The 23731-nt window shown below is 43.3% G+C and carries 22 protein-coding genes and 1 pseudogene; 18 read left to right on the forward strand and 5 right to left on the reverse strand.

Annotated elements, in window-relative coordinates:
- Positions 1-592, forward strand: a 592-nt coding sequence (locus NAF19_RS12495; RefSeq protein ID WP_252790393.1) for a T9SS type B sorting domain-containing protein, incomplete at its 5' end; no start/stop codon positions are given.
- 738 nt (positions 593-1330) lie between these two features.
- Positions 1331-1855 (forward strand): hypothetical protein, encoded by a 525-nt coding sequence (locus tag NAF19_RS12500; RefSeq protein WP_252790394.1) that lies wholly within the window; start codon positions 1331-1333, stop codon positions 1853-1855.
- Between the two features lie 34 nt (positions 1856-1889).
- Here the strand turns inward: NAF19_RS12500 and NAF19_RS12505 are convergent, their stop codons facing one another.
- Positions 1890-2687: a tetratricopeptide repeat protein gene (locus NAF19_RS12505; protein WP_370362880.1), complete on the reverse strand. Its 798-nt coding sequence runs from the start codon at positions 2685-2687 to the stop codon at positions 1890-1892.
- A gap of 21 nt (positions 2688-2708) precedes the next feature.
- A complete protein-coding gene (locus NAF19_RS12510; protein WP_252790396.1) occupies positions 2709-3344 on the reverse strand; it encodes a hypothetical protein in 636 nt (211 codons plus the stop codon).
- A 42-nt stretch (positions 3345-3386) separates the two neighbouring features.
- Here NAF19_RS12510 and istA point away from each other — a divergent pair, with 42 nt between their 5' ends.
- The 4 genes and pseudogenes from istA (at position 3387) to NAF19_RS30760 (ending at position 6278) form a co-directional block, all read left to right on the forward strand.
- Entirely contained in the window at positions 3387-4643 is a 1257-nt protein-coding gene (gene istA, locus NAF19_RS12515) for an IS21 family transposase (RefSeq protein ID WP_252790397.1), read from the forward strand.
- Positions 4644-4664: 21 nt separating this feature from the next.
- Positions 4665-4931, forward strand: coding sequence for a hypothetical protein (locus NAF19_RS12520; RefSeq protein ID WP_252790398.1), 267 nt, complete (start codon positions 4665-4667; stop codon positions 4929-4931).
- Positions 4932-4952: 21 nt separating this feature from the next.
- Positions 4953-5699: an IS21-like element helper ATPase IstB gene (gene istB / locus NAF19_RS12525; RefSeq protein WP_252790399.1), complete on the forward strand. Its 747-nt coding sequence runs from the start codon at positions 4953-4955 to the stop codon at positions 5697-5699.
- A gap of 179 nt (positions 5700-5878) precedes the next feature.
- Positions 5879-6278: pseudogene (locus NAF19_RS30760) on the forward strand (group II intron maturase-specific domain-containing protein).
- Between the two features lie 183 nt (positions 6279-6461).
- On the opposite strand, the gene NAF19_RS12530 reads toward NAF19_RS30760, so the two are convergent.
- The gene (locus tag NAF19_RS12530) at positions 6462-7607 is read right to left on the reverse strand and encodes a methionine aminotransferase (RefSeq protein WP_252790400.1); all 1146 of its coding nucleotides are present in this window, start codon (positions 7605-7607) and stop codon (positions 6462-6464) included.
- A gap of 306 nt (positions 7608-7913) precedes the next feature.
- Here NAF19_RS12530 and NAF19_RS12535 point away from each other — a divergent pair, with 306 nt between their 5' ends.
- The 9 genes from NAF19_RS12535 to NAF19_RS12575 all read left to right on the forward strand — a co-directional run bounded on the left by NAF19_RS12535 (position 7914) and on the right by NAF19_RS12575 (position 18659).
- Positions 7914-8885 (forward strand): ABC transporter substrate-binding protein, encoded by a 972-nt coding sequence (locus NAF19_RS12535; protein ID WP_252790401.1) that lies wholly within the window; start codon positions 7914-7916, stop codon positions 8883-8885.
- A complete protein-coding gene (locus NAF19_RS12540) occupies positions 8885-9754 on the forward strand; it encodes an ABC transporter permease (protein WP_252790402.1) in 870 nt (289 codons plus the stop codon). The genes NAF19_RS12535 and NAF19_RS12540 overlap by 1 nt, the downstream gene beginning before the upstream one ends.
- 197 nt (positions 9755-9951) lie before the next feature.
- The gene (locus NAF19_RS12545; protein ID WP_252790403.1) at positions 9952-10701 is read left to right on the forward strand and encodes an ABC transporter ATP-binding protein; all 750 of its coding nucleotides are present in this window, start codon (positions 9952-9954) and stop codon (positions 10699-10701) included.
- 241 nt (positions 10702-10942) lie between these two features.
- Entirely contained in the window at positions 10943-13549 is a 2607-nt protein-coding gene (locus NAF19_RS12550) for a M1 family metallopeptidase (RefSeq protein WP_252790404.1), read from the forward strand.
- A gap of 422 nt (positions 13550-13971) precedes the next feature.
- Positions 13972-15264, forward strand: a complete 1293-nt coding sequence (locus NAF19_RS12555; RefSeq protein WP_252790405.1) for a metallophosphoesterase — start codon at positions 13972-13974, stop codon at positions 15262-15264.
- A 105-nt stretch (positions 15265-15369) separates the two neighbouring features.
- Positions 15370-15771, forward strand: coding sequence for an energy transducer TonB (locus tag NAF19_RS12560; RefSeq protein ID WP_252790406.1), 402 nt, complete (start codon positions 15370-15372; stop codon positions 15769-15771).
- 6 nt (positions 15772-15777) lie between these two features.
- Positions 15778-16728, forward strand: a complete 951-nt coding sequence (locus tag NAF19_RS12565) for an energy transducer TonB (RefSeq protein ID WP_252790407.1) — start codon at positions 15778-15780, stop codon at positions 16726-16728.
- A gap of 6 nt (positions 16729-16734) precedes the next feature.
- The gene (locus NAF19_RS12570; RefSeq protein WP_252790408.1) at positions 16735-17688 is read left to right on the forward strand and encodes a TonB family protein; all 954 of its coding nucleotides are present in this window, start codon (positions 16735-16737) and stop codon (positions 17686-17688) included.
- Between the two features lie 5 nt (positions 17689-17693).
- Entirely contained in the window at positions 17694-18659 is a 966-nt protein-coding gene (locus NAF19_RS12575) for an energy transducer TonB (RefSeq protein ID WP_252790409.1), read from the forward strand.
- Between the two features lie 68 nt (positions 18660-18727).
- Here the strand turns inward: NAF19_RS12575 and mdh are convergent, their stop codons facing one another.
- Complete coding sequence (mdh, locus tag NAF19_RS12580) at positions 18728-19666, reverse strand: malate dehydrogenase (protein WP_252790410.1); 939 nt, start codon at positions 19664-19666, stop codon at positions 18728-18730.
- Positions 19667-19869: 203 nt separating this feature from the next.
- On the opposite strand from mdh, the gene NAF19_RS12585 reads away from it, so the two are divergent.
- Positions 19870-20397: a hypothetical protein gene (locus tag NAF19_RS12585; protein ID WP_252790411.1), complete on the forward strand. Its 528-nt coding sequence runs from the start codon at positions 19870-19872 to the stop codon at positions 20395-20397.
- A 271-nt stretch (positions 20398-20668) separates the two neighbouring features.
- Positions 20669-21679, forward strand: coding sequence for a glutamine synthetase beta-grasp domain-containing protein (locus NAF19_RS12590; protein WP_252790412.1), 1011 nt, complete (start codon positions 20669-20671; stop codon positions 21677-21679).
- Between the two features lie 137 nt (positions 21680-21816).
- Here NAF19_RS12590 and NAF19_RS12595 read toward each other — a convergent pair whose 3' ends face one another.
- The gene (locus NAF19_RS12595) at positions 21817-22218 is read right to left on the reverse strand and encodes a gamma-glutamylcyclotransferase family protein (protein ID WP_252790413.1); all 402 of its coding nucleotides are present in this window, start codon (positions 22216-22218) and stop codon (positions 21817-21819) included.
- Between the two features lie 128 nt (positions 22219-22346).
- On the opposite strand from NAF19_RS12595, the gene NAF19_RS12600 reads away from it, so the two are divergent.
- Positions 22347-23705, forward strand: a complete 1359-nt coding sequence (locus NAF19_RS12600; protein WP_252790414.1) for a glutamine synthetase family protein — start codon at positions 22347-22349, stop codon at positions 23703-23705.
- Positions 23706-23731 lie beyond the last annotated feature (26 nt).

The following is a 23731-nucleotide window of genomic DNA, read 5'->3' on the forward strand; positions in this document are numbered from 1 at the left end:
GCTGACGATAGTAAGCGGACCCGATTATGTAGATTATACAGCAACGGTACCTAATACTACATCGAGTGTTCAAATAATGCCTACATCACAAAGTGCTACTTCAACCATAAAGGTAAATGGTGTAGCGGTGGCCAGCGGGACAGCGTCGGGAGCGATAGCTTTAAATGTGGGAACTACTGTAGTTAATACCGTGGTAACAGCACAGGATGGTGTAACCACTAAAACGTATAGCATAACCTTTACCAGGACGGGGCCGATAGCGGCAATAATGAAGTATGACCAGCAGGAGGCGCCAATTACCGCCAATAGCTTGACTGTACACCAAAACGTATCGCCCAATGGGGACGGAATAGGTGATGTGCTTGTTATTGACGGCATAACAGCGTACCCGGAAAATAAAATACAGATAATGAGCCGCAGCGGCGCTTTGGTGTACGAGGCAAAAGGCTACGATAATGGAACAAAAGCATTTGACGGACACTCAAGCACCAATGGTAAATTACAACAGGCCGGGACTTACTTCTATTCGCTGGACTATAAGGTTGGAGAACAAACCAAACACAAAACAGGTTTTATTATATTGAAGTATTGAGTTGGTCGGAAGAGTTTGGGAATAGGATATGAATATTTTTTTTAGAGTTGGGATAAGGATAAATATGATTTTTGAAAAGGGTTTTTAAATAGAAAGACACTACTTCTCAGTGCCAAATTACCGGGGTTTATGACCGTAAAATTGGTGTATGAACATGCGAATATGAAATCCACGATAATAGTTTAAGCAACCAAGGCTGCAAATTGGTTCTTTGTCAATATTAAGCCGGTGTTTTGTAAAACTCCCATTTTCTATCTGATTTAATAATTTTTCTTAGAATGTGTGTTTAAAAATTATCAGTTTAATTTATTTCAATATTAATAAATACAACATTGCATATAAGTTAATTACTGATAATTAGCTATTTAATTAAAAAATATTGTTTATATTTTACTATTTAATTTACATTAATAAGTAAATCTCTTTCTGTTTCCCGATTGATAAATAGCAAAACAGATGTCGGATTTCCTTTTAATTGAAATTGGCAGGAGGTTTAATAATGGCAGGTTATTTACTATGCCCCGGTTTTTGTTGCCGGTTAGCGAAAAGAGGGATTCTATTTCATTAAGAGCGCATTATACTTCACCCGAAATCTATTTTAGGATGTAACCTGCGGCTTTCGTCCATTAGCAAGACCTTTTTGTTCATTTCCTTTTTGAAATCATAGGCTATCAGGTAATCAACTGTTAAGCAACCAAAAGCGGAAGAAAGCAGGGCTGTCAAGGGAACGTGGAATAAATGGCCAAGTGCGTGAAAGGCTTGCGGGTTTATGCCGCGAAAGCCCCTTTACTGCTTTACTTGCGGAGGCTATCTTTGTTGCAACAGTTGATTTTCTTCGCCGGTGAATCAAGTTCGGACGATCAGCCGATGGTTTTGCGTTCCGGGAATGTGTGTTTCTTTTTGCGAGCCGCCTGCGAGTGCGAGGCAACCCGGCCGGGAAAAGCCCGAAGCTTCTACCAGCGTAGGGCGGCCGGGTGCCAATCCCGCATGCGCGGGGTTGTGAGCCGGCCGGGGGCGGTTGCCGAGCCTGCAGGCGGGCCAAACAAAAGGCAGCGCCTGCAGGCTGTTACCTGCTTCTACCGGCAGGTTGCAGACAGGACAGAAGTAGCTGCCATGAGTAAGAGCGAGGAACGCAAAAAACATGACAGGCTTTCCCCGCTTCTACCAGCCGCTTGGGTTGGAAGCGCTTTTTATCCCCTTAAAAAACTAAGTCGATTCATAAAATGTACTGACCGACCTGGCGTGTATTTTGCTGCCGAGTGATGACGAATGCCTTATGATAATGTTTGTAGTTAATTTACTTACAATATTTAGAGATATATGTATATGCCTCTTTGTTTCCCTGTTCGCCAGAACTGCTCCAATCTTTACAAGCTTCGGTTTTTTGACCTGATTTAAAGTATGCGCGGCCTCTCAAAAGAAGTGAATTCATCGCTTTAGGATTTGAATTTATAACAACATTACAATCTTCAATACATCCTTTGTAGTCTTTTAGTTCCAATTTTAATTCTGCTCTAAATCGATAAGGCAACTTGTCTGTACCGCTAAGTTCAATTGATTTGTTAAAATCTGATAGTGCCAAGGTATATTGCTTTAAATGAGACCTGTCGTATCCACGGGAATAATATGCCTCGTAATTTTCGGGCTCTAAAAAAATTACCTTTGAATAATCAGAAATCGCGCCGGAGTAATCTTTCAATTCGTCTTTAGAGGATGCCCTATTCATAAACGAGTGAAGGTCGGTAGGGACTAATTCGATTGCTTTAGTATAATCGTTAATTGCGCCGCTTTGGTCTTTTAGTTCTACTTTGCAAACAGCCCTATTACTGTAAAAAACAGGGTTTCGAGAGTTCATATCTATTGCTTTTGTGTAGTCTGCAATTGCGGCCATATAGTCACCGAGATTATCTTTTACAATGGCCCTTCTATTATAATCATCGGCCGTTTGGTCACCAGATCTAAAGTAGATATCATAGTCTTTAAGGGCTAGTTCATATTTTTTTACAATTCGATAGGATTCGGCTCGAAAAGCATAAATATGTTTTTTAGCGTCGTCGTCAGTGTAGAGTTCAAGGGCAACACTGAAATCTTTAATGGCACCGTCGTAGTTATTATTTTAAAATTCCAAAATAGCTTGGTTAAAGTAGCCACCCGGTAATTGTGTGTTATATACTTGAACGTATTTTATAATGGTATCTTTTTCATCTGACAAATAGTGGGCACTCATACTGAAATTACCTTGGTGTCTTTTTCCGTAATCAACTAATTGGTCGAATTCCGATGCCCACGCATCACGAAAATCTTTTTCAAAAGGAGCGACTTTAGTTATAATATCATTTAGCCACCCTATTAAAGCTAAATAGTTGGCATAGTTTAGCTGATGCCTTTCATTGATAGTGGCTGCATAATTGATCAGAGCGTCTGAGAAGCCTGGAACGTATTGGCTGACGTATTTAGAATTTGTTTGCGTGTATCCTGAATAAAGGTCTGTTGTTTGAGCCTGTCCGCTGGTTGAAATAAATAAAGAAAAGCTCAAAAAGAAGGGTATTAAATGGCGAAGGTTAGTTTTCATGGTTTTACTGATTAAGTGGATAAAACACACCAAAATGACCCCTTTTGGCCCACTCAAAAAGGCCCCCTTTGCCAGTTGAAAGTGACCACGTTCGCCAAAGCAAAGTGACCCCTCTTCGCCAGGTGAAAGTGACCCCTTAAAAGAGATTAAAGTAATGTATTGATAGGTTTCTGCGGACAAGGTTTTTGTTTAGCTTTTTAGGTAAACAAAACCAGCGAATACATGTCCAATAAACCGATCAAGATGAATAGATTACGACAGATCATCCGTTTGTACTGTCAGGGTACAGGGATCAAAACGATCCACGGGATGGTGGGTATCTCCCGAAACACCATTAAAAAGTATGTCCGAGTGTGGCATACATTGGGCATGACGCACGAAGAGTTTGGCGCCAGGAGTGACAGTGAACTCGCTGTGTTGTTTACTACTCCGGAGGCCAAAGTCACTAGCAGCCCCCGTATGCAGGTATTGGAGGGCCTGCTTCCAGAGATAAGCAAGCGGCTCAAAAAGAAGGGTGTAACCCGTGAGATGCTGCATGCTGAGTACATAGAAAAGCATCCGGATGGCTATGGCCGTTCGCGGTTCAATAATGCAGTCCATACCTATCTTCAACTTTCCCGGCCGGTCATGCATATCGACCATAAGGCGGGTGATAAGATGTATATTGACTTCACGGGAAGCAAGTTACAGCTTACCCCGTCCGAAGATGTGGCGCATGATGTGGAGGTATTTGTGGCCATTCTGGGCTGCAGTCAGCTTACTTATGTGGAAGCTGTAGAAAGCCAGCGAAAAGAAGATCTGATCAAGGCATGTGAGAATGCTTTACACTACTTTGGTGGGGTTCCCGGTGCCATTGTTCCTGATAACCTGCGTTCTGCAGTAACCAGAGGAAGCAAATACGAAGCTATATTGAATGATGAGTTTGCGTCTTTTGCAGAGCATTATGCTGTTACTGTCGTTCCTGCACGCGTTTATAAGCCGCGTGATAAGGCTTTAGTGGAAGGAGCGGTTAAGTTGATCTACCGCAGCATATATGCCAGGCTGGAAGGCCGCAGGTTCAGTGACCTGGAATCGCTGAACTCGGCGATACGGCCTGCATTGGAGATCCATAACAACAAACCCTTCTCCGGGCGGACTTACTCCCGCAGGGAACGGTTCGAGGAGGTCGAAAGGGATGCGCTGGGCCAACTCAACCCATTGCGCTACGAGGTCAATAAACAAGTCATGGTTACCGTGATGAAGAACGGATATGTGCGTTTAGGAGAAGATATCCACTATTACAGTGTTCCTTACAACTACATTGGAAAGAAAGTGAAGGTCTTGTATACCTCCATTGCGGTGAAGATCTATTACCAATGCACTCTGATCGCTTCTCACCGCCGTAACCGGATCAAATACCGTTATACTACAGACGAGAACCACCTGGCCTCGCAGCATCGATATGCAACTGAATGGTCACCTGAAAAGTTCATTCAATAAGCAGAAGCTATCCATGAAGATGTGACCCGGTATATCATCAAAGTACTGGAACATAAGGTTTATCCTGAGCAAGCGTATAAGTCATGCTCAGGTATTCTAAGCTTTGCTCGCCGTGTCGGTGCCGGAAGGCTGGCTGATGCCTGCCGCTGGGCCGATAGCCTTGGCCAGTACAACTATCCGGTTATCGAAGAGATCCTCAAGAAACGACTGGACCAGTTACAGCACGAAGACGAACCCGTGTCGATCCCCACCCATAACAACATCAGAGGAAAAGAATATTACCAGTAAACCCCATAAAACATAGAACAAATGAATAATGAAACATTAGACAAGATGCGTCAACTTCGCCTTTACGGCATGTATGATGCCTTTAAAACCAATCTGGAGACTTCAGTAAAAGAATCGCTTACAGCCGATCAGTTCATCGCTTTGTTGGTCGCCAGTGAATGGGATGACAGGCGTAACCGTTACGTAGAACGGGCCATCAGGGGCGCAGGCTTCCGATATAAAGCCTCGCTGGAACAGATCGACTACGCTATCGACCGGGGCCTGGAAAAGAACCAGGTCCACAGGCTTGCTGCCCTGGACTTTGTTAAGGAACATAAGGACCTGTTCATTACAGGTTCCACCGGAACAGGTAAAAGCTACCTGGCAACGGCGCTTGGCTATCAGGCTTGTCAAAATGGTTACAAGGTCTTGTACGTCAATACAGCTAAGCTTATGGGCCAGCTGAAGCTGGCCAAAGCAAAGGGTACCATTCTGGCAGAACTGAAAAGAATAGAACGGGCCGATCTGCTGATCCTGGATGACTTCGGGTTACAGCCTTTTGATGCGCAGAGCAGGGCCTCTTTACTGGATATCATAGAAGACCGGCACCAAAAGCGCTCTACGGTAGTCACTTCGCAGATACCGGTTAAGGAATGGTATGATATTATTGGTGAGAAAACCATCGCTGACGCTATTCTGGACCGCATTGTTCACCATTCATTAAGGGTCGAACTTTACGGCGAATCACTAAGGAGAAGAAACTCTAAATCAGAAAATGTATTTTTGTAATAATAATAGTTGTTAAACCGGACAAAAACATCCGCTCTCAGGAGCCTATCTGTACAACAACTTTACTCTCTTTCAAACCCTAACTCAGAGGGGTCACTTTAGATTGGCGAAGAGGGGTCAATATCATTGGTATATCCAACAAGAGGGGTGAAAAGGGGATTTCGGTACACCGTAAAAGCATTGCGGCTTACAAGAACAAAATCCGGCAGATAACCTGCCGGAGCAAACCCTATGCAATGGAAGACCGGATGATGCAAATCAGGCGTTTAAACCAAGGCTGGGGGAATTACTTTAAGCGAAGCGAAATCTGTGTTTTCGGAGCTGGATGAATGGGTTAGAAGCCGTATCCGGCTATGCTACTGGAAACAGTGGAAGAAGGTGAAGACCCGTGTCAGGCAACTGGAAAAGTTGGGAATAAAACCCAACCAAGCCTACCAATGGGGTAATACCCGAAAGGGTCACTGGCGAACGGTACATAGTCCAATCCTTACCAGCGCCTTAAACAACGCACTTCTAAAGAGAGCGGGGTTTGTAAGTCTGAAAGACATCACAACCCCGCTGAAAACTGTTAATGTTTAATGAACCGCCGTATGCCGAACGGCACGTACGGTGGTGTGAGAGGACAGTAAGGGAAATAATCCCTTACTTCCTACTCGATGTCGGGTTTCGGATGTTCGATTTCGGAATTAGAAAAATCCAATAATTTCTAAATTCGCCTAAATTCGAAATAGAAACGACTATGAACCATCAACTACGAACTCCTCATAACTTTAACAATCTATCAACGGCTTTATCCAGCGTTTCTTGCCTTTTGGCGAAACAAAAACGTAAAACATGGTGGTCGGTACCCTGGGTGTAAAACACCGATGTGGGTATGGCTGCCACCCCAATTTCCTTTGTTAAGCGCAGGGCAAAGTCACTGTCTTTTTCGTCTGTTATTTTATTAAATGTTACCGATTGAAAATATGTTCCTGAACATGGCAGCAATTCAAACTTTGTCTGCTCCAGCCCTTTACGGAAATAATCGCGCTTTTGTTGGAAAAAATCAGGCAGCGACAAATAGGTGTTCTCATCCTTTAAATGTTCGGCAATTGCATACTGTAAAGGCGCGTTTACGCTGAACACCAAAAACTGGTGCACTTTCCTGAATTCCTGCATTAAAAAAGCTGGTGCCATACAATAGCCAACCTTCCAGCCGGTAGCGTGGAATGGCTTACCAAATGACGCCACAATAAAGCTGCGCTGCTGTAATTCCGGGTAACGGGCCATTCCATGGTGCATCTCCCCGTCGAATATTAAATGCTCGTAAACCTCGTCGCTCAAAATCAGTATGTCCTGATTTTTTACTAAGGCACTTAGCTCGTCGATGTCTTCCTTATGCAATATGGTAGCAGTAGGATTATGCGGCGTGTTAAGGATAATCATCCTTGTTTTGCTGTTTATCAGTCGTTTTACCATATCCCAGGGGATGCGGTAATCGGGCGGCGACAACTCCAGCGATTTCACAATACCGCCGGCCAGTTTTATGGCTGGGGCGTAGCAATCAAAAGCCGGTTCAAATATTATTACTTCGTCGTTGGGGTTAATAACGGCGGTTATAGCAGTAAAAATTGCCTGCGTGCCACCTGCAGTAATGGTAATCTCGGTGTCGGGGTTATAAACTGCGCCGTAAAGTTTTTCTGTTTTTTTTGCGATTTCCTCGCGCAGGGCCATAACGCCTGGCATCGGCGCGTATTGGTTATGCCCATTCTTCATTGCATTATTTACCAGCTTTATCAGTTCGGGCGAAGTATCGAAGTCGGGAAAACCCTGCGACAGGTTTATGGCTCCAACCTCGGCCGCCAGGGCCGACATTAAGGTAAAAATTGTGGTACCCACCTGGGGTAATTTAGAAATAATAGGTGTCATGCAGGGGCTAAATTACGTTTTTGAGGTGAAAGGTGAAAGGGAAAAGGCGAAAGGTGGGGATTTTGGGTATGCCCGGAGTGCAGGCCTGCGACCTGTGCTGGTGTATTGCGACCTTTCGGGCCTTTTATTTAAATACAATTGTTCCTAGCGGGTGTTGGCTCTAGAAGCGTAGAGAAACCTAGCCCCAACGGGGTGGCATTCGTCAGAGCGGGTCGCAGGCCTGCTCTGAAATACCGAAAAATGTATTTCCTGTCACCTTTTCCCTTTAACCTTTTGCCTTTCACCTCTATTTTCTACCTTAGTGCCATGAAGCACCTAAAATACCTTCCTGTAATTTTATTAACGGCTTTGATCGCATCATGCCAGCAAGGCGAAAAGAAAACAGAAATACCTGTTGTGGGTTTCGTCGATGCCTTCCAGGATGCATCGATTGCGCCGGCACGCACAGGTTTTATCGATGCCCTGAAAAAGAATGGCTTCGAGGACAAAAAGAATATAACCATCGACTATAGCAACGCCCTTGGCAGCATCCCTACGCTTACACAGATAGTAAACCGCTTTGTATCTCATAAAGTTGATTTAATGGCGACATGCACTACCTTATCGTCTATAACCGCGGCTCAGAAAACCAAAACCATCCCCATTTTTATGATGGTATCGCCAACAGTAAAGCTGATGAACATGGAAGACGCCAGCGGCAAAGGACAAGCTAACCTGTTTGGTGCGGTTGAGGACTTGAATTATATCGATACTTCATTTTCAAACATTCCAAAATTTATGAAGCCAAAGGCTGGCAAGCTGGTTGTGGGGATGATCTATAACCAAAGCGAGCCGCAGTCTGTTGATGCGAAAAAAAGGATACAGGCTGACGCTGATAAATTAAATATCACGTTGGTTGCATTGCCGTTAAACTCGTCGGCCGAGGCGCAGCTGGTTACCAAATCGTTATTGTCGAAAAATATTGATGCGTTTTTTGCTAATCCTGATAACAGTGTGTTCGCGTCCTTCGAAACCATTTTAAAGAGCTGCGACCAGGCCAACGTGCCTATATTTACCAGTGAGGCAGGTTTGGTACAGCGTGGTGCAGTTGCTGCCTTTGGCGCGGATATTTACCAATGGGGCTACCAGGCGGGCGAGCAGGCAGCGCAATATTTAAAAACAAAAAGTACTGCCGGCCTACAACCCGAAATGGTAAAAGTACGGCGCAGGGTGTATAATGCTGCTGCTGCAAAAAAATATAAAATTACCGTACCATCAAACTTCGAGGCTGTTAAATAATGGATTTTTACCTTACCGCGCTACTACAGGGGCTTTGCTTTTCGGCATTGGCATTGGGGATTTTTATATCGATGAAGATATTCAATATCCCCGACATCACTACCGATGGAAGCTACACGTTAGGTGGTGTGGTTACGGCGGTAATGATAACCCATCATCAGCCAGCATATATTATTTTACCTGCGGTGATAGTGGCCGGAGGTTTGGCCGGGGCGTTAACGGGCATAATCCATACCAAGCTGAAAATTAATGCCCTCCTTGCCGGGATTTTGGTAATGACAGCGATGTATTCTGTTAACCTTTCGATAATGGGCACCTCAAACCTGCCGTTAAATAGCTTGCCATCACTGTTTTCGTTGCTGCAGATCAGTGCCGATGCCAACCACAATGCATTTTTTATAGTAGCGACATTTGTGCTGGTAATAGTTGTTCTTATCAGTTACCTGCTTAAAACCGACTTCGGTATAGCCATGCGCGCAACCGGCAACAGTGAATCGATGATACGGGCGTTGGGCGTAAATACAGACAGGATGAAAATTACCGGCCTGGCGCTCGCCAATGCTTTAACGGCTGTCAGCGGTTACCTCATCAGCCAGTACCAGGGGTTTACTGATATTAGCATGGGCATTGGCATAGTGATTATCGGCCTTGGCTCGGTAATTATTGCCGAAACTTTGATTAACTGGTTTAAGATTACATCAGTTTGGTTGAGTTTAGGTTTAGTATTGACCGGTGCAATAATATTTCAACTGGTACTGGCATTAACGTTGGATGTTGGGGTGGATGCAAATTTGCTGAAATTGGTAACAGCGGCATTTGTGTTGATAATAGTGAGTCTGCCGAGGTTGAAATTTGGACGAACCAGGTAAGCATAGGGGTAGGGAATCAGTTTAAGAAAAGACGCAAAGCGTTCCATTTTTGCACGTGGAACACCCGGAACGTTATGAAACATGTTGATTATCAAGATGCTTCATTTTGTTCCAAATCTCAAAAATCGCTATAACGCCAACTCTTATATCGAACTTACGTTAATAGGCACTCCTAAGGGAACTTAAAAAAGGACTAAATGATAAACATTACCAACATCCATAAAATCTTCAACCCCGGTAAACCCAACCAGGTGAACGCCGTTAATGGCATCGACCTGAAAATAAATACCGGCGAGTTTTTAGTGATTGTTGGTTCCAACGGCTCGGGCAAAACAACCTTGCTTGATATGGTTGCCGGCAGCGTGTTCCCGACCTCAGGCACAATAGCCATCGACGACGAAAACGTAACCAAACTGCACGACTACCAGCGCAGCAAATGGATTGCCCGCGTTTTTCAAAACCCAATGAGCGGTACCGCATCCGATTTAAGCATCCTGGATAATTTTCGGCTGGCTGCTATCCGTACAAGGGCGAAGGGCCTCGGCATTGGTGTGAACGAAGTTTTTAAAAACCAGGTAAAAGAGAAGATTAGCACGCTCGGTTTAGGGCTTGAAAATAAAGTCGACCAGCAAATGGGCACACTATCCGGCGGGCAGCGCCAGGCGTTAACCTTGCTGATGAGCGTGATGGATAGCTGTAAAGTTTTATTGCTCGATGAACCCACCGCAGCACTCGATCCGCGGTCGGCAGACGTGGTAATGCGCACTGCCGATGAATTGATAAAAGATTACCGGCTAACAGCCATACTAATAACCCACAACCTTAAAGATGCTTTTACCTACGGTAACCGAATCATACTGATGGGCGAGGGGCACATCCGGAAAGACCTTGATACAAAAAACAAACAAAACCTGAAACAAAGCGATTTGTTCGATTGGTTCTCGTGAAGAGACGCAAGAAGTCAAGAATCAAGAAGTCAAGAATCAAGAAGAGAGCTTCATCATAAGCGGCGCAAACTGTGACTGCCACTTGTTTTTTTATCTTGACTCTTGACTTCTTGACTTCTTGTATCTGTTTTATCTTGATTCCTGGCTCTTGTATCTTGCTTCTGTTTTTTATCTTGACTCCTGATTCTTGACTTCTTCCATCTATTTTCTATCTTGCCTTAAAATTAACTGACTTCTATAAATGAAATACGCTAAACTACCCCTCTGCCTGTTGTTATTTGCAGGTATGTTCAATGCCCGTGCACAAAACGCAGATGAACCAAAATCAAATTACGATCAGCATAAAGTTTTTAATCCGCTGTTTTATCCCGAAAAAGGGAATGAATACCGTACTGCAAGTGGCGCGCCCGGTGCAAAATACTGGCAAAACCATGCTGATTATAAGCTAAATGTTACACTGGATACTGCCAAACATAGCGTAACCGGTACCACGCTGATAACCTATACCAACAACAGCCCCGATGCACTGGGCTTTTTATGGTTGCAGGTTGATCAGAATATCTACAAAGAAGATTCGCGTGGCGTGGCTACCAGCCCGGTTGAAGGCGGACGCTTCAGTAACAAAACTTTTACACAGGGCGATGAGATAAAAGGCGTTTACGTTGTAACAAACGGCAAAGCCGAAAAGGTGGACTACCTAGTTACCGATACCCGTATGCAAATTAAATTGAAAGATAATTTAGCTGCTGGCGGAGCAAAAATCCAGCTTAAAATTGACTACAAGTTTGATGTGCCTGAATATGGAACAGACCGTATGGGCCGCAAACTCTACAAAAATGGCTGGGTGTATGAAATTGCCCAGTGGTACCCCCGTATGGAAGTTTATGATGATGTTACGGGCTGGAACGTAATACCATACATGGGCGCATCCGAGTTTTATCTCGAATATGGCGATTTTGATTATACCGTTACGGCCCCGGCCAACCTGTTAGTTGTAGGTTCGGGCGAGTTGCTGAACCCGCTGGAAGTTTATTCGCCAAAGATTTTAGCGCGTGTTAATGCTGCTAAAATTAGCGACAAAACTATCATGATAAAGGACTCGGTGGATTTAAACAGCGCTGATTCTTATCCTAAAAAAGCAAGCGTGACCTGGCATTTCTTCTGTAAAAACGCCCGCGATGTTTCATGGGCCGCTTCAAAAGCCTTTATATGGGATGCAGCTCGTATTAATCTGCCAAGCGGAAAAAAAGCGGTTGCTCAGTCGGTTTATCCACTTGAGAGTAAAGGCCAGGGCGCCTGGAGCCGTTCGACAGAATTTGTAAAAGCCTGTATTGAACTGTATTCGTCTGAATGGTTTGAATATACTTACCCGGTAGCCACCAATGTTGGCGGTATAGTAGGAGGAATGGAATATCCCGGTATAGTATTCTGCAGCTCACAAAGCCAGGGTGGCGGTTTATGGGAAGTTACCAATCACGAATTTGGCCATAACTGGTTCCCGATGATAGTAGGCTCGAACGAGCGCAAATACGCCTGGATGGATGAAGGTTTCAATACCTTTATTAATGGGGTTGATACCAAAGTGTTTAATAAAGGCGAATACTGGGAACCGGCAGACCAGCAAAAGGCAGCAACAGCAATGTTTGCGCCTGGGGCAGATCCGATTATGAGTACGCCCGATGTGATACAACCTGATTATTTAGGCTATGCTGCGTACGAAAAACCGGCCTTAGGACTTAAAATTTTGCGTGAACAAATATTGGGCGAACAGCGTTTTGACTACGCGTTTAAAACCTATATTAAACGCTGGGCCTTTAAGCATCCAACCCCATGGGACTTTTTTCATACCATGGATAACGCCGCCGGCGAAGACTTAAGCTGGTTTTGGAATGAGTGGTTTACCAAAACGTTAACGCTCGACCAATCGGTAAAAGCAATTGACTATGTTGAAAATGATCCGACAAAAGGCTCGCTGATAACCATTGAGAACAACGAGGGTATGGCATTGCCGGCGATCATAAACATAAAAGAAGAAAACGGCAACTCAAGCACGGTTAAATTACCTGCCGAAATATGGCAGCGCGGTGGTGTCTGGACATTTGCGTGCAAATCAACATCAAAAATAACTTTTGCCACGCTCGATCCCGACCATGTTTTGCCGGACATTAAGCCGGACAATAACTCGTTAAGCGGTCTGTCGATGGCGAAAGATGTAACGGTAAACTCAGTGGTTAAAAAATATCTGGACGCCGTTGGTGGCGAACAGCGTTTAAAGGATATAACCGACCTGACTATAACTGCCGAAGGCAATGTACAGGGCTATACATTTGTAAAAGTGAGCAAATACAAAACTCCGAATAAGGAGCTTATTGATGTTACCGTGCCTAAGTACAATAACTTCAGCCTTAGCCATGTAATTGTTAATGGCGATAGCGTTACCGTTACGCAAAATGGCCGCCCTGCACCACTTGCAGGCAAAAGCGAAAAAGGAGCTGTGCTGGCCCGTTATAAACTATTCCCCGAATTGGATTTTAGCAAGCAGGGATACACTGCAGTGCTCGATACAAACTACCAGGTGGTAAACGGACAGCTGGCTTACCTGGTAACAGTAACCGGCCCCGATAATATAACCGTGAAGTATTTTTACGACCAAAAAACCGGGTTAAAGGTTAAACAATATACCGATGTTGTAAACGCTACGATAATGGAATTTAGTAACTATCAAAACGTAAACACCGGTATTAAACTTCCATTCAGCGAAATGAATAGTGTTAATGGCCAGCCTATTGAATTTAAGGTTCAAAGTGCAACGGCTAATACAGGAATTGGCGCCGATGTGTTTAAATAGTGAAAGTTGATTAAGGTGGATTGAGTTATTCAGGTTGATAAAGTTGAGAAGTACATTAGCAAAACAACGTGAACTCAATATATGAACACGATCCTATAAGTTGCGGGCGACACCACAATAGCTGGTCGTCGCCTTACCCTGCCCTCTCCAAAGGAGAGGGTTCTGAAAGGGAATTACTTAAGAGCGAAGCTCAAGTCGTCTCCTTTGGAGAGGATTTAGGTGAGGCCAAACGCAAGCTGTAAGTAAAACGATGTTGATTTATTAGTGCCCATTTTTATATCGAATTCATGTTAAACTATCTAACTTTTATTTCCATTTAAGTCTTTATTTTTATATTTATAAAAAATAGCGAGCAGGTATAATTTGTACTTGCCTGCTATTTTATAACAACCGTAAAATACCTTATTACCTAATCAATTGTTATGAAACCTGTCACATTTTTTTTAAGCTGCGCGTTTGCATTGTCAATTTGCTGTGGCTGTCACGGACCTAAGCATGAAGAAGAAACAGTTGCCGGCGCATCGAACGGGCATTGTCTTTTTATTTCAGATATGCACTTCAATCCGTTTTACACAAATGACGGAAAACACAATATCGATACTAAGCTGCGAGACGTGCTTGCGGCGGCTGACGTTACCAAATGGGATTCTATTCTCACCGCATATAATGGCGCCAAACTTGATACCGTTCGCGGGTTCGACTCAGATTATAATTTGATTAAGTCGGCTATGGATAATATTAGCGCAACCTATCCTCACCCGGATTTTATTGCGATAACAGGCGATTTTCTATTTCACAGCAATTATAATAGTACTGACACAATCCCTTTCAAAAACCCTCAGCAAGAACGGTTGCTAAGGTTCAAAACCATGGCTTTTTTAGCCGGTTTGTTTAATAAAAAATTTCCGGGAGTTCCGGTGATACCCGCATTTGGTAATAACGACACCGACAATGGCGATTACGTATTTCCGACAGATGCTTTTTTATCAGCTTATCTTAAAGATTGGAACCTGGTACCTTCGCCCACCAGTAAGTTCAAAGTAGATACATCAACTATTCATACCGGGGGCTATTACAAAGCGCAACTTGGTAACCAGGTTTTTTTATCAATTAATACCACCATACTAAGCAATAGCAAATCCAATGTGACCTATAGTCCCAAGGTTAATGCGGCGTTATTTGCGTGGCTCAATAAGGAACTGTCTGCACCTAACCAAAATGTATGGATAGTTTCACACATACCGCCAGGAGCTGATTTTTTAAAAGGCGCCGACTCTGACACGCTTGAATCTATAATTAAGGCACACAGCTCAAACGTGAAGCTTTACCTCGCAGCGCATACGCACTTTAATGACCTGAGGGTTATTTATAAGGACTCAACAACGCAGTATGCCTTTATACGTATGGTATCGTCCATCACAGCAGACCACAGTAATACGCCCGGTTATATTTACGCCGACTTTGATCAAAACGGAAATGTCACCAATGAGACCCAGCGCTATTTAGACTTTAAGAGCCTTACCTGGAAGACCGGGTTTGGTATCGGCACGCTGAAAATGGGAGAAGTTAACACAGCAAATGTTTTCAAATTTTTGCACACAACCCAGGATCCGTTTAAATCAACGCCTTATATACAGTTCCACAGTTTAGATAGCATTAACCGCGATAGTTACCTGAAACATACTTTTGCGCCTAATTTATTGCAAGTGAAATAAAGTTAATTGTAATAATTTGATTACGGTAAAAAAGTGCATCGGAGTAAGTTTGAATTGAAGATAATCTGAAAACAAATATTATCTTCATACTTAAATTATATCACGATGAATAAAATTTTACTTTTTTTGGTGTTCGGGATATTTCTTTCATCGGTAGCTATGGCGCAAACAGACAGCCTTGCTACGGAAAAAGTCTATACTTCTGTGGAGACTGTGCCGTCTTTTCCGGGAGGATTAAATGCATTTTATAATTTTCTAGGTAAAAATGTTCAATACCCCGTAGAAGCTGTAATGCATCATACGCAAGGTAAAGTAATAGTGTCGTTTGTTGTTGAAAAAAACGGGCGGTTAAGCAATGTAACGGTAACGAAGGGTATCGGAAGTGGATGCGATGAAGAGGCAGCAAGGGTACTGAAACATTCACCAAAATGGAAACCGGGAACACAGGGCGGTAAACCTGTAAGGGTAGCTTATAGCGTTCCGATATCCTTTTCACTAACAAACTAAACCCTTATGATAAAAATTGTTATCGCTTTAATTTTAAGCTTGTTTTTATATTCTGCTTCATTTGCGCAGCAAAGCAACCTGGTTTATTACCTCACTAATAAGGGCCGGCTGGTGCAGACAAAAGACAGCGCCGATTATTCAATGGTGGTATCGCCGCCTGACAGTAGTATTGACAAAACTATGTACGTTGTACGCGAGTACGACAAAAACGGGAAAGTGAGATTGGTAACCGGCTCAAAAACCAACGACGTTAACCTGCAATATTGGGGGCGTTATGTGGCCTATTATCCAACCGGCAAAAAGAAAAGTACAGGAACTTTTATTGACGGCAAACTTTCCGGTAGCCGTGTTGAATATTATCCGACCGGTAAGTTTTATAATTCGATTAATTGTTTGCCCGGTGACCGGGTATTATACAATACTTGTATGGATTCGCTGGGCAAAACCCTTGCCGAAAACGGTATAGGTGACTGGATTGATTTTAATGAAAGTTTTACTAAAATAATAGCACAAGGAAAAATAACAAATGGGGTTAGGGTCGGAGAATGGCACGAAAAAAAGAATGACACTGTAACCAAAATCAATAATTATAACAACGGAATGCTGGTGTCATCGGATGAGGTTGATACGATAGGTAAGAAAGTATTTAAACCTGTTGAGGTTGTTCCTTCATTCCCCGGTGGGCTGGAGGCGTTTTACCAGTTTATAGGCAAAAATACGAAATACCCCCGGACGGCATATGAAAACAACACGTCAGGCAAAGTCATAATTTCTTTTGTTGTTGAAAGGGATGGTAGCTTAACCGATGTAAAAGTCAAACGCGGAATTGGCGATGGCTGCGATGAAGAAGCAATGCGGATAATAAAATTATCTTCCCCGTGGATACCAGGTACGCAGGGGGGCAAACCGGTGCGAGTTGCTTACAGCGTTCCTATATCTTTCGGATTATCAAACTAGACTATAATGACAAAACCTATTATATCGTTAATTTTAACCTTGGTTTTGTACTTGCCTTCCTATGCCCAGCAAAGCGGCTTAATCTATTATCTTAAAAACAACGGTACCCTTGTCTCAGCAAAAGATAGCGCTGATTACTCAATGGTTGTTTTTCCGCCGGATACCAGCGCGGATAAAAACCTGTACTTAGTACGTGAATATTATAAAGATGGTAAGCTGAAATTAGTAACGACTTCAAAAACTAACGACCTTAACCTAAAATACCAGGGCGCTTATGTTTCTTATTTTTCTTCGGGACGTAAAATGAGGATTGGAACATTTGATAATGGTGAGCCGGCCGGCCATGAAATTGAATATTTTCCCAATGGCCAACTGTACAATACAAAAGATTATTCCACGGACAAAAAGGTGTTGCTAATGACTTGTAAAGATCAGGCGGGAGGAACGTTAGCCGAAAACGGTAACGGTAAATGGATAGAATACGATGAGAACTTTAAGGACACCACTGCACAAGGCGACGTGTTAGGAGGGGTTATGCAGGGTAAATGGCGAGGAAAGATCAATGATTCGGTAAGCTTTGAAAATGAATATATTAACGGACGATTAAAATCGGCTGCCAAAAGGTTCAAATACCAGCTGCCTAAAGATGTAATTGTTAAAGTTGACGTTTTTCCCCAATTTGTCGGCGGAATGGAAGCCTTTTACAAGTATCTTGGCCGCACCATGATGTACCCTGTAGCAGCACGGGAGAACAATATACAAGGCAAGGTGATAGTGTCTTTTATTGTAGAGAAAGACGGTTCACTATCAGATTTTAAAATGACGAGAAGTATTCCGGCCTTAGATGCTGAAGCTTTGCGGGTATTAAAATTGAGCCCACGCTGGTCACCGGGCCTTGTGAAAAATGAACCGGTTAGGGTTTTCTATAGCGTCCCGATTTCTTTTGCCTTAGCACCATAATTATTATGAATAAAACTATTTCAATTTTAACTTATTCTGCATTATTAGTGTCTCTGCTTGCCACAGGGTTCCGGGCACATGCGCAAAATCGCGAAGCAAAGTATTACAATAAAATATTCCCCTCCCATGCTCAGGAAGAGATGGACGTTAAACAGGTAGTGTTGCCACCCGACTCTAACTCAGGCCCGGGCATGTACCGTGTGAATGAATTTTTCTCTAACGGCAAACCTAAGCTGGTGACCACCTCCAGGACAAATGATGTTAATTTGAAATACGATGGCCCTTTCGTAGCCTACTATTATAAAGGCGGTAGAAAAACCATCGGCCGTTTTAATAATGGTGTGCTTTCGGGAAAAGTTTCTACTTTTTATCCTAATGGGAAGCTTTACCAGGCCCTTGTATATAAGGACGGAGACACAGTCCGTTACGGCGACTGCGGCGATTTGACTGGCGCCGGCCTGGCAGAAAACGGGAAAGGTAAGTGGATTGAATACAGTTATGATTTTAAACAAATTTACGAGGAAGGGCCTATAGAGAATGGCGTTAGGGCTGGAATATGGCGGATTAGCGGAAATAAAAAAAATATTATATTAGAGAATTACCAGGGTGGGAAATTGATTTCTGCGTCTTATGAAGATACTGTTATTCGTAATAAAGAATATCCACACACCGATCATATTCCAATATTTGCCGAAGGGATGCGAGGTTTTTGGAATTTCCTTACTAAAAATGCCCGCTATCCCGTATCTGCCCGCAGGGAGGGTATTTCCGGAAAGGTAGTGGTTGGATTTATGGTTGAGGTAGATGGCTCGCTAACAAATTTCAGAATTATTAAAGGCGTTAATGACGACTTAAACAACGCCGTTATCGACGCGTTAAAGCGATCCCCAAAATGGATTCCGGCCTCATACAAGGGTGTACCGGTTCGTGTTGAATCCCAGGTGCCGTTTACCTTTGCTCTATCTGACTAATTAACACAAAAACAAAAAAGGCTTCCACCAATTAGTGAAAACCTTTTCTCAATAAATAAAGTTCCTTATTAAATAACGCCGGTATCAACCAAAACCTGGTTCATGTTACGTACAGCGTCAGCGCTCTTATTAAACTCAGCCTGCTCGGCATCGCTTAATTTAAAGTCGAGGATTTTCTCCCAGCCGCCTTTGCCTAAAATTACCGGAACAACCAGCGAGATGTCTTTCTGGCCGTATTCGCCATCAAGGGCAACACCGCATGATATTAGTTTTTTCTCATCGCGTACAATGCTTTCAACCATTGCGGCAGTACCTGCGCCTGGTGCATACCATGCAGACGTACCAATCAAAGCTGTTAAAGTTGCGCCGCCAACCATGGTTGCTTTTACAACTTTATCCTGTTGCTCTTTGCTTAACAACTGTGTTACCGGGATACTGTTCCAGGTAGCGTGGTTAATTAAAGGTATCATTGTTGTATCACCGTGACCACCAATAACAACCGCGTTTAAGTCGGCAGGCGAGCAGCCAAGTTCCTGGCTCAGGTAATATTTAAAACGTGATGAATCCAAAGCGCCACCCATACCCAGAATTTTATTTTTGGGTAAGCCCGAAGTTTTAAGGGTAAGGTAGTTCATGGTATCCATTGGGTTTGATACCACGATGATGATGGTATCAGGCGAATACTTTAATATATTTTCGGTAACGCTTTTTACTATACCAGCGTTAACACCGATCAATTCTTCGCGTGTCATCCCCGGTTTGCGCGGCAGGCCTGAAGTAATTACTACAACTTCCGAACCGGCAGTTGCGGCGTAGTCGTTAGTAACACCTTTAATTTTAGTGTCGAACCCCAACAGGGCCGATGTTTGCATCATATCGATTGCTTTACCTTCGGCAACGCCTTCTTTGATGTCTAATAAAATAAGTTCTTCGGCCAATTCTTTCCTGGCGATATTATCTGCGCAGGTTGCTCCAACAGCACCGGCGCCAACAACAGTTATTTTCATAATATATTTGATTTTGCGGATAGAAAATTAAATTGGCCGAAGATAGATATTTATATTTTTTCCGCGTGTAAAAATTATACAATAAGTAGGAGAAGCGCAGATTTCGGATTTCGGATGTTCGATTTCGGATTTATTTTGGTGTATTGGATAATTTGCAGGTAAACAAACTAATTGATGGTTTGTATACATATAAAGCCTTTGTTATGAAAATCAACTATTTATTTTTAATTCTTTCCGCCGTTACTGCCTTATCGGCCTGCAATCGCTCCAAGCCTAAACCTATATCTAAAGACGTAACCAAAACAACCGTTAACATTAACGGGAGAAAGGACAGTGTTATTAACAATCCGCAAAAAAATTATGGCAACGCCACGGTTTCCGAACCCTGTGTTAAATGCCTGCTGCAGGTTATCCAAAATACGGCAAGCTATAAAACGACGACTGGTACCTTATCCGCCCAAAGTATTATTTATAAAGTAAACTGGATCACCTCATCAAAACCTGTTAATTTAAGTGATGGCAGCAAAATTATTAATGGAATGGCCGTTGATATTAACCAAAAAACCGGGAATTCTACAAAAAAGCTCATTACCTACCTTTATAATAATGCAAAAGGCACTATTTACACCTCCTTGAATGGTGATAATTTGCACAAGGACGAGAATGTTAGCGATACCTCGCTTAAGAAAATACGAAATAGTTGCTTTTGGGGCGTCGCATCCGCAAAATAGCTTTTATTGCGTTGGAAAAAAATAAGAAAATTACTTTTCAGTTGCCACTGTTTGCCTTTTGGGGATAATTTTTAATTGGTTGTTAATAACTTCTGGTATCAATACTCTGTTTTAGTGAATTTCGCAGTATAGATGCACGTTTTTAAAAAATATTAGAATTTTTTTAACATTTTATGATGAAATTTATAAAAATAGTTTAAATTCGCCTCATTATTCGTAGATAACTCTACAAAATTTAAGATTTCAACCCATATTATAAATTAATTAAACAATGGCAACTAAACTCGAGTACATCTGGCTTGATGGATACAAACCCACTCAAAGCCTGCGCAGCAAAACAAAAATTGTAAGTGATTTCGGCGGCACATTAGAAGAATGTCCAAACTGGAGCTTTGACGGTTCATCAACCGAGCAGGCACCGGGCGGTTCGTCTGATTGCGTGTTGAAACCTGTATTTATTTGTAAAGATCCGGGAAGGCTGGATGCTTACCTTGTAATGTGCGAAGTACTTGATTCAACCGGGGCAGCTCATGAGTCGAACGGCCGTGCGCTTATCCAGGATGATGACAATGATTTCTGGTTCGGTTTTGAGCAGGAATACTTCCTGTGGGATCCTGAAACCAACAAACCGCTTGGTTTCCCAGCTGGTGGCTATCCTGGTCCGCAAGGCCCTTACTATTGCTCGGTTGGCGCCAACAACGCTTACGGCCGCGACATAGTTGAAGAGCATCTTGACCTTTGCCTTGAGGCTGGTTTAAATGTTGAAGGTATCAACGCTGAGGTTGCTGCAGGTCAGTGGGAATTCCAGATATTTGCTAAAGGCGCTAAAGAAGCCGGTGACCAGATTTGGGTTGCACGTTACCTGCTTGAAAGAGTTGGCGAGGCTCATGGCGTTTCTATCAACTGGCATTGCAAACCGCTTGGTCAATTAGACTGGAACGGTTCAGGCATGCACGCAAACTTCTCGAACACTACTTTAAGAACTTGCGGAAGCCAGGATATCTATACCAAAATTTGCGAAGCTTTCCGTCCGGCTGTTGCTGAATGTATCGCTGTATACGGTGCCGATAACGATCAGCGTTTAACCGGTAAACACGAAACTGCTTCTATACATGACTACAGCTATGGTGTTTCTGACCGTGGTGCATCAATCCGCATCCCGCTTTACACTGTACAAAAAGGCTGGAACGGTTACCTGGAAGATCGTCGTCCTAACTCGGCTGCTGATCCATACAAAGTAGCTGCAGTTATTATCAAAACCGTTAAATCGGCAAAACTGTAATTCCTGACTAAAAACTGATATGTTCTTATCCCCTGGTGGTAACACACCGGGGGATTTTTTTTGTTGGGATTTTTCGCGGTTGATTGTTTTATAGGAGCTCAAGAGGGCTTCGCCGTTACACCGATTGGGGGATGATTTCACCGATTGCCACTGTAAACCCCCGATTCAATCAACCAATATTCATCCACAGGTAAATTGTATAAATAAACCCAACACTCAACTGTTGTGTCAGCCGCCTCTACCGAAACCAATTCTCTCACAAATAAGTTTGGCTGCGCTTCTTTCGGTCCAAACGCTTCGTAGTGATCCAGTTGTTTGAATACCTGTTTTGTATTGATCAATTGGTAAATTTTTCCATGGACATAACTACGGCCTTTGTTGTCTATAACAGCTCCGGGATATTCGCCCATATCATAAAGTCTGCCTTTAAATTTGCCATCAGCATAAAAAGTACAATTGGCGTTTAGGTACGCGCCAAATTCGTTCTGCTTATCCAGCAGTGTGCCATAGACAAATAAATAGGCGCTTTCGTTTTTCATTTCAACCGTAAAGATATTGCCTGTTGGCTACGGACGCAATATTTTCCGCCTTTGGTGAATGATTTCGTTATTGTTTAACACATTAATTTTATCTTGCTTAAATTGCCACGCCAATTAGTTGATGCGCCATGAACGAAGAACAGGTAAAAGCCTATATACAGGATAACGATATAAAAAAAATAAAATTTGCCTTTGCAGATATCGACGGGGTATTGCGGGGTAAGGTAATTCACCCCAAAAAGTTCCTGGACGGGCTTGAGGGTGGTTACGGTTTTTGCGATGTAGTATGGGGTTGGGATAGCAGCGACGCCTGTTATGATAACGTAAAGCTTACCGGCTGGCACACCGGCTACCCCGACCAAATGTGCCGTATCGACCTTTCAACTTTCCGCACTGTGCCATGGGATGAAAATATTCCTTTCTTTTTAGGGGACTTCAGCAAAGCAGATGGCAATGATTTGCCGGCCTGTGGGCGCAGCCTGTTAAAACGTATTGCTAAACAATGCGCTGATATGGGCTATCATGCAGAGTTTGCCCAGGAGTTTGAGTGGTTCAACTTTAGCGAAACACCGCAAAGCCTTAAGGAAAAGAGCTTTACCAATTTAGAAAGCCTTACACCGGGCATGTTTGGCTACTCGATACTGCGTACATCATTAAACGATGAGTTTTATAATGACTTGTTTGATTTGCTGCTACAATTTAACGTCCCGCTTGAAGGTTTGCACACCGAAACAGGTCCTGGCGTGTACGAAGCTGCCATACTGCATGATGGCGTTTTAGAAGCAGCCGATAAAGCTGTGCTTTTTAAAACAGCGGTAAAAGAGATTGCCAACAAACACGGCATAATGGCCACCTTTATGGCGAAGTGGAACGAAAACCTGCCCGGTTGCAGCGGTCACCTTCACCAAAGCCTTTGGACAAAAGACAAAGCAAAAAACCTGTTTTACAGCGCGGACGATGAGTTTAACATGAGCGACTTGCATAAGCATTACCTTGCCGGTCAGCTGCATTGCCTTCCGCAAATATTGCCCATGTACGCGCCTACAATAAACAGCTACAAACGCCTGGTTGAAGGCGCCTGGGCGCCAACCACTGTAACATGGGGCATTGATAACCGAACAACAGCGTTACGCGTTATCCACACATCCGAAAATTATACCCGGCTGGAAACCCGCATCCCGGGTTCTGATACCAACCCGTACCTGGCCATGGCCGCGGCACTGGCATCGGGCTTGTATGGTATTAAAAATAAACTGCCCTTAAATATTCCGGCAACAGTTGGCAATGGTTACCAGGATAAACGCAATGGCAGCCTGTCATCAAACCTATTTGATGCAACCAATATCATGAAAGATTCGGCACTGGCTAAAGAACTATTTGGAGAGGCCTTTGTTGACCATTTTACAAATACCCGGCTTTGGGAATGCAGGCAGTTTGGGAAAAGCGTTACGGATTGGGAGTTGAAAAGGTATTTCGAAATAATATAATTTGATGCTATAATCTCGGAATTGGG

This window comes from Mucilaginibacter flavidus, from assembly GCF_024055575.1.
In the GTDB taxonomy this organism is placed as follows: Bacteria; Bacteroidota; Bacteroidia; order Sphingobacteriales; family Sphingobacteriaceae; genus Mucilaginibacter; species Mucilaginibacter flavidus.

Bases quoted from the DNA above. Each gene is read 5' to 3' on its own strand.
- NAF19_RS12500 (WP_252790394.1), top strand. From the start codon at position 1,331: ATGGCCAAGTGCGTGAAAGGCTTGCGGGTTTATGCCGCGAAAGCCCCT.
- istA (WP_252790397.1), top strand. From the start codon at position 3,387: ATGTCCAATAAACCGATCAAGATGAATAGATTACGACAGATCATCCGT.
- istB (WP_252790399.1), top strand. From the start codon at position 4,953: ATGAATAATGAAACATTAGACAAGATGCGTCAACTTCGCCTTTACGGC.
- NAF19_RS12530 (WP_252790400.1), bottom strand. From the start codon at position 7,607: ATGACACCTATTATTTCTAAATTACCCCAGGTGGGTACCACAATTTTT.
- NAF19_RS12535 (WP_252790401.1), top strand. From the start codon at position 7,914: ATGAAGCACCTAAAATACCTTCCTGTAATTTTATTAACGGCTTTGATC.
- NAF19_RS12540 (WP_252790402.1), top strand. From the start codon at position 8,885: ATGGATTTTTACCTTACCGCGCTACTACAGGGGCTTTGCTTTTCGGCA.
- NAF19_RS12545 (WP_252790403.1), top strand. From the start codon at position 9,952: ATGATAAACATTACCAACATCCATAAAATCTTCAACCCCGGTAAACCC.
- NAF19_RS12550 (WP_252790404.1), top strand. From the start codon at position 10,943: ATGAAATACGCTAAACTACCCCTCTGCCTGTTGTTATTTGCAGGTATG.
- NAF19_RS12555 (WP_252790405.1), top strand. From the start codon at position 13,972: ATGAAACCTGTCACATTTTTTTTAAGCTGCGCGTTTGCATTGTCAATT.
- NAF19_RS12560 (WP_252790406.1), top strand. From the start codon at position 15,370: ATGAATAAAATTTTACTTTTTTTGGTGTTCGGGATATTTCTTTCATCG.
- NAF19_RS12565 (WP_252790407.1), top strand. From the start codon at position 15,778: ATGATAAAAATTGTTATCGCTTTAATTTTAAGCTTGTTTTTATATTCT.
- NAF19_RS12570 (WP_252790408.1), top strand. From the start codon at position 16,735: ATGACAAAACCTATTATATCGTTAATTTTAACCTTGGTTTTGTACTTG.
- NAF19_RS12575 (WP_252790409.1), top strand. From the start codon at position 17,694: ATGAATAAAACTATTTCAATTTTAACTTATTCTGCATTATTAGTGTCT.
- mdh (WP_252790410.1), bottom strand. From the start codon at position 19,666: ATGAAAATAACTGTTGTTGGCGCCGGTGCTGTTGGAGCAACCTGCGCA.
- NAF19_RS12585 (WP_252790411.1), top strand. From the start codon at position 19,870: ATGAAAATCAACTATTTATTTTTAATTCTTTCCGCCGTTACTGCCTTA.
- NAF19_RS12590 (WP_252790412.1), top strand. From the start codon at position 20,669: ATGGCAACTAAACTCGAGTACATCTGGCTTGATGGATACAAACCCACT.
- NAF19_RS12595 (WP_252790413.1), bottom strand. From the start codon at position 22,218: ATGAAAAACGAAAGCGCCTATTTATTTGTCTATGGCACACTGCTGGAT.
- NAF19_RS12600 (WP_252790414.1), top strand. From the start codon at position 22,347: ATGAACGAAGAACAGGTAAAAGCCTATATACAGGATAACGATATAAAA.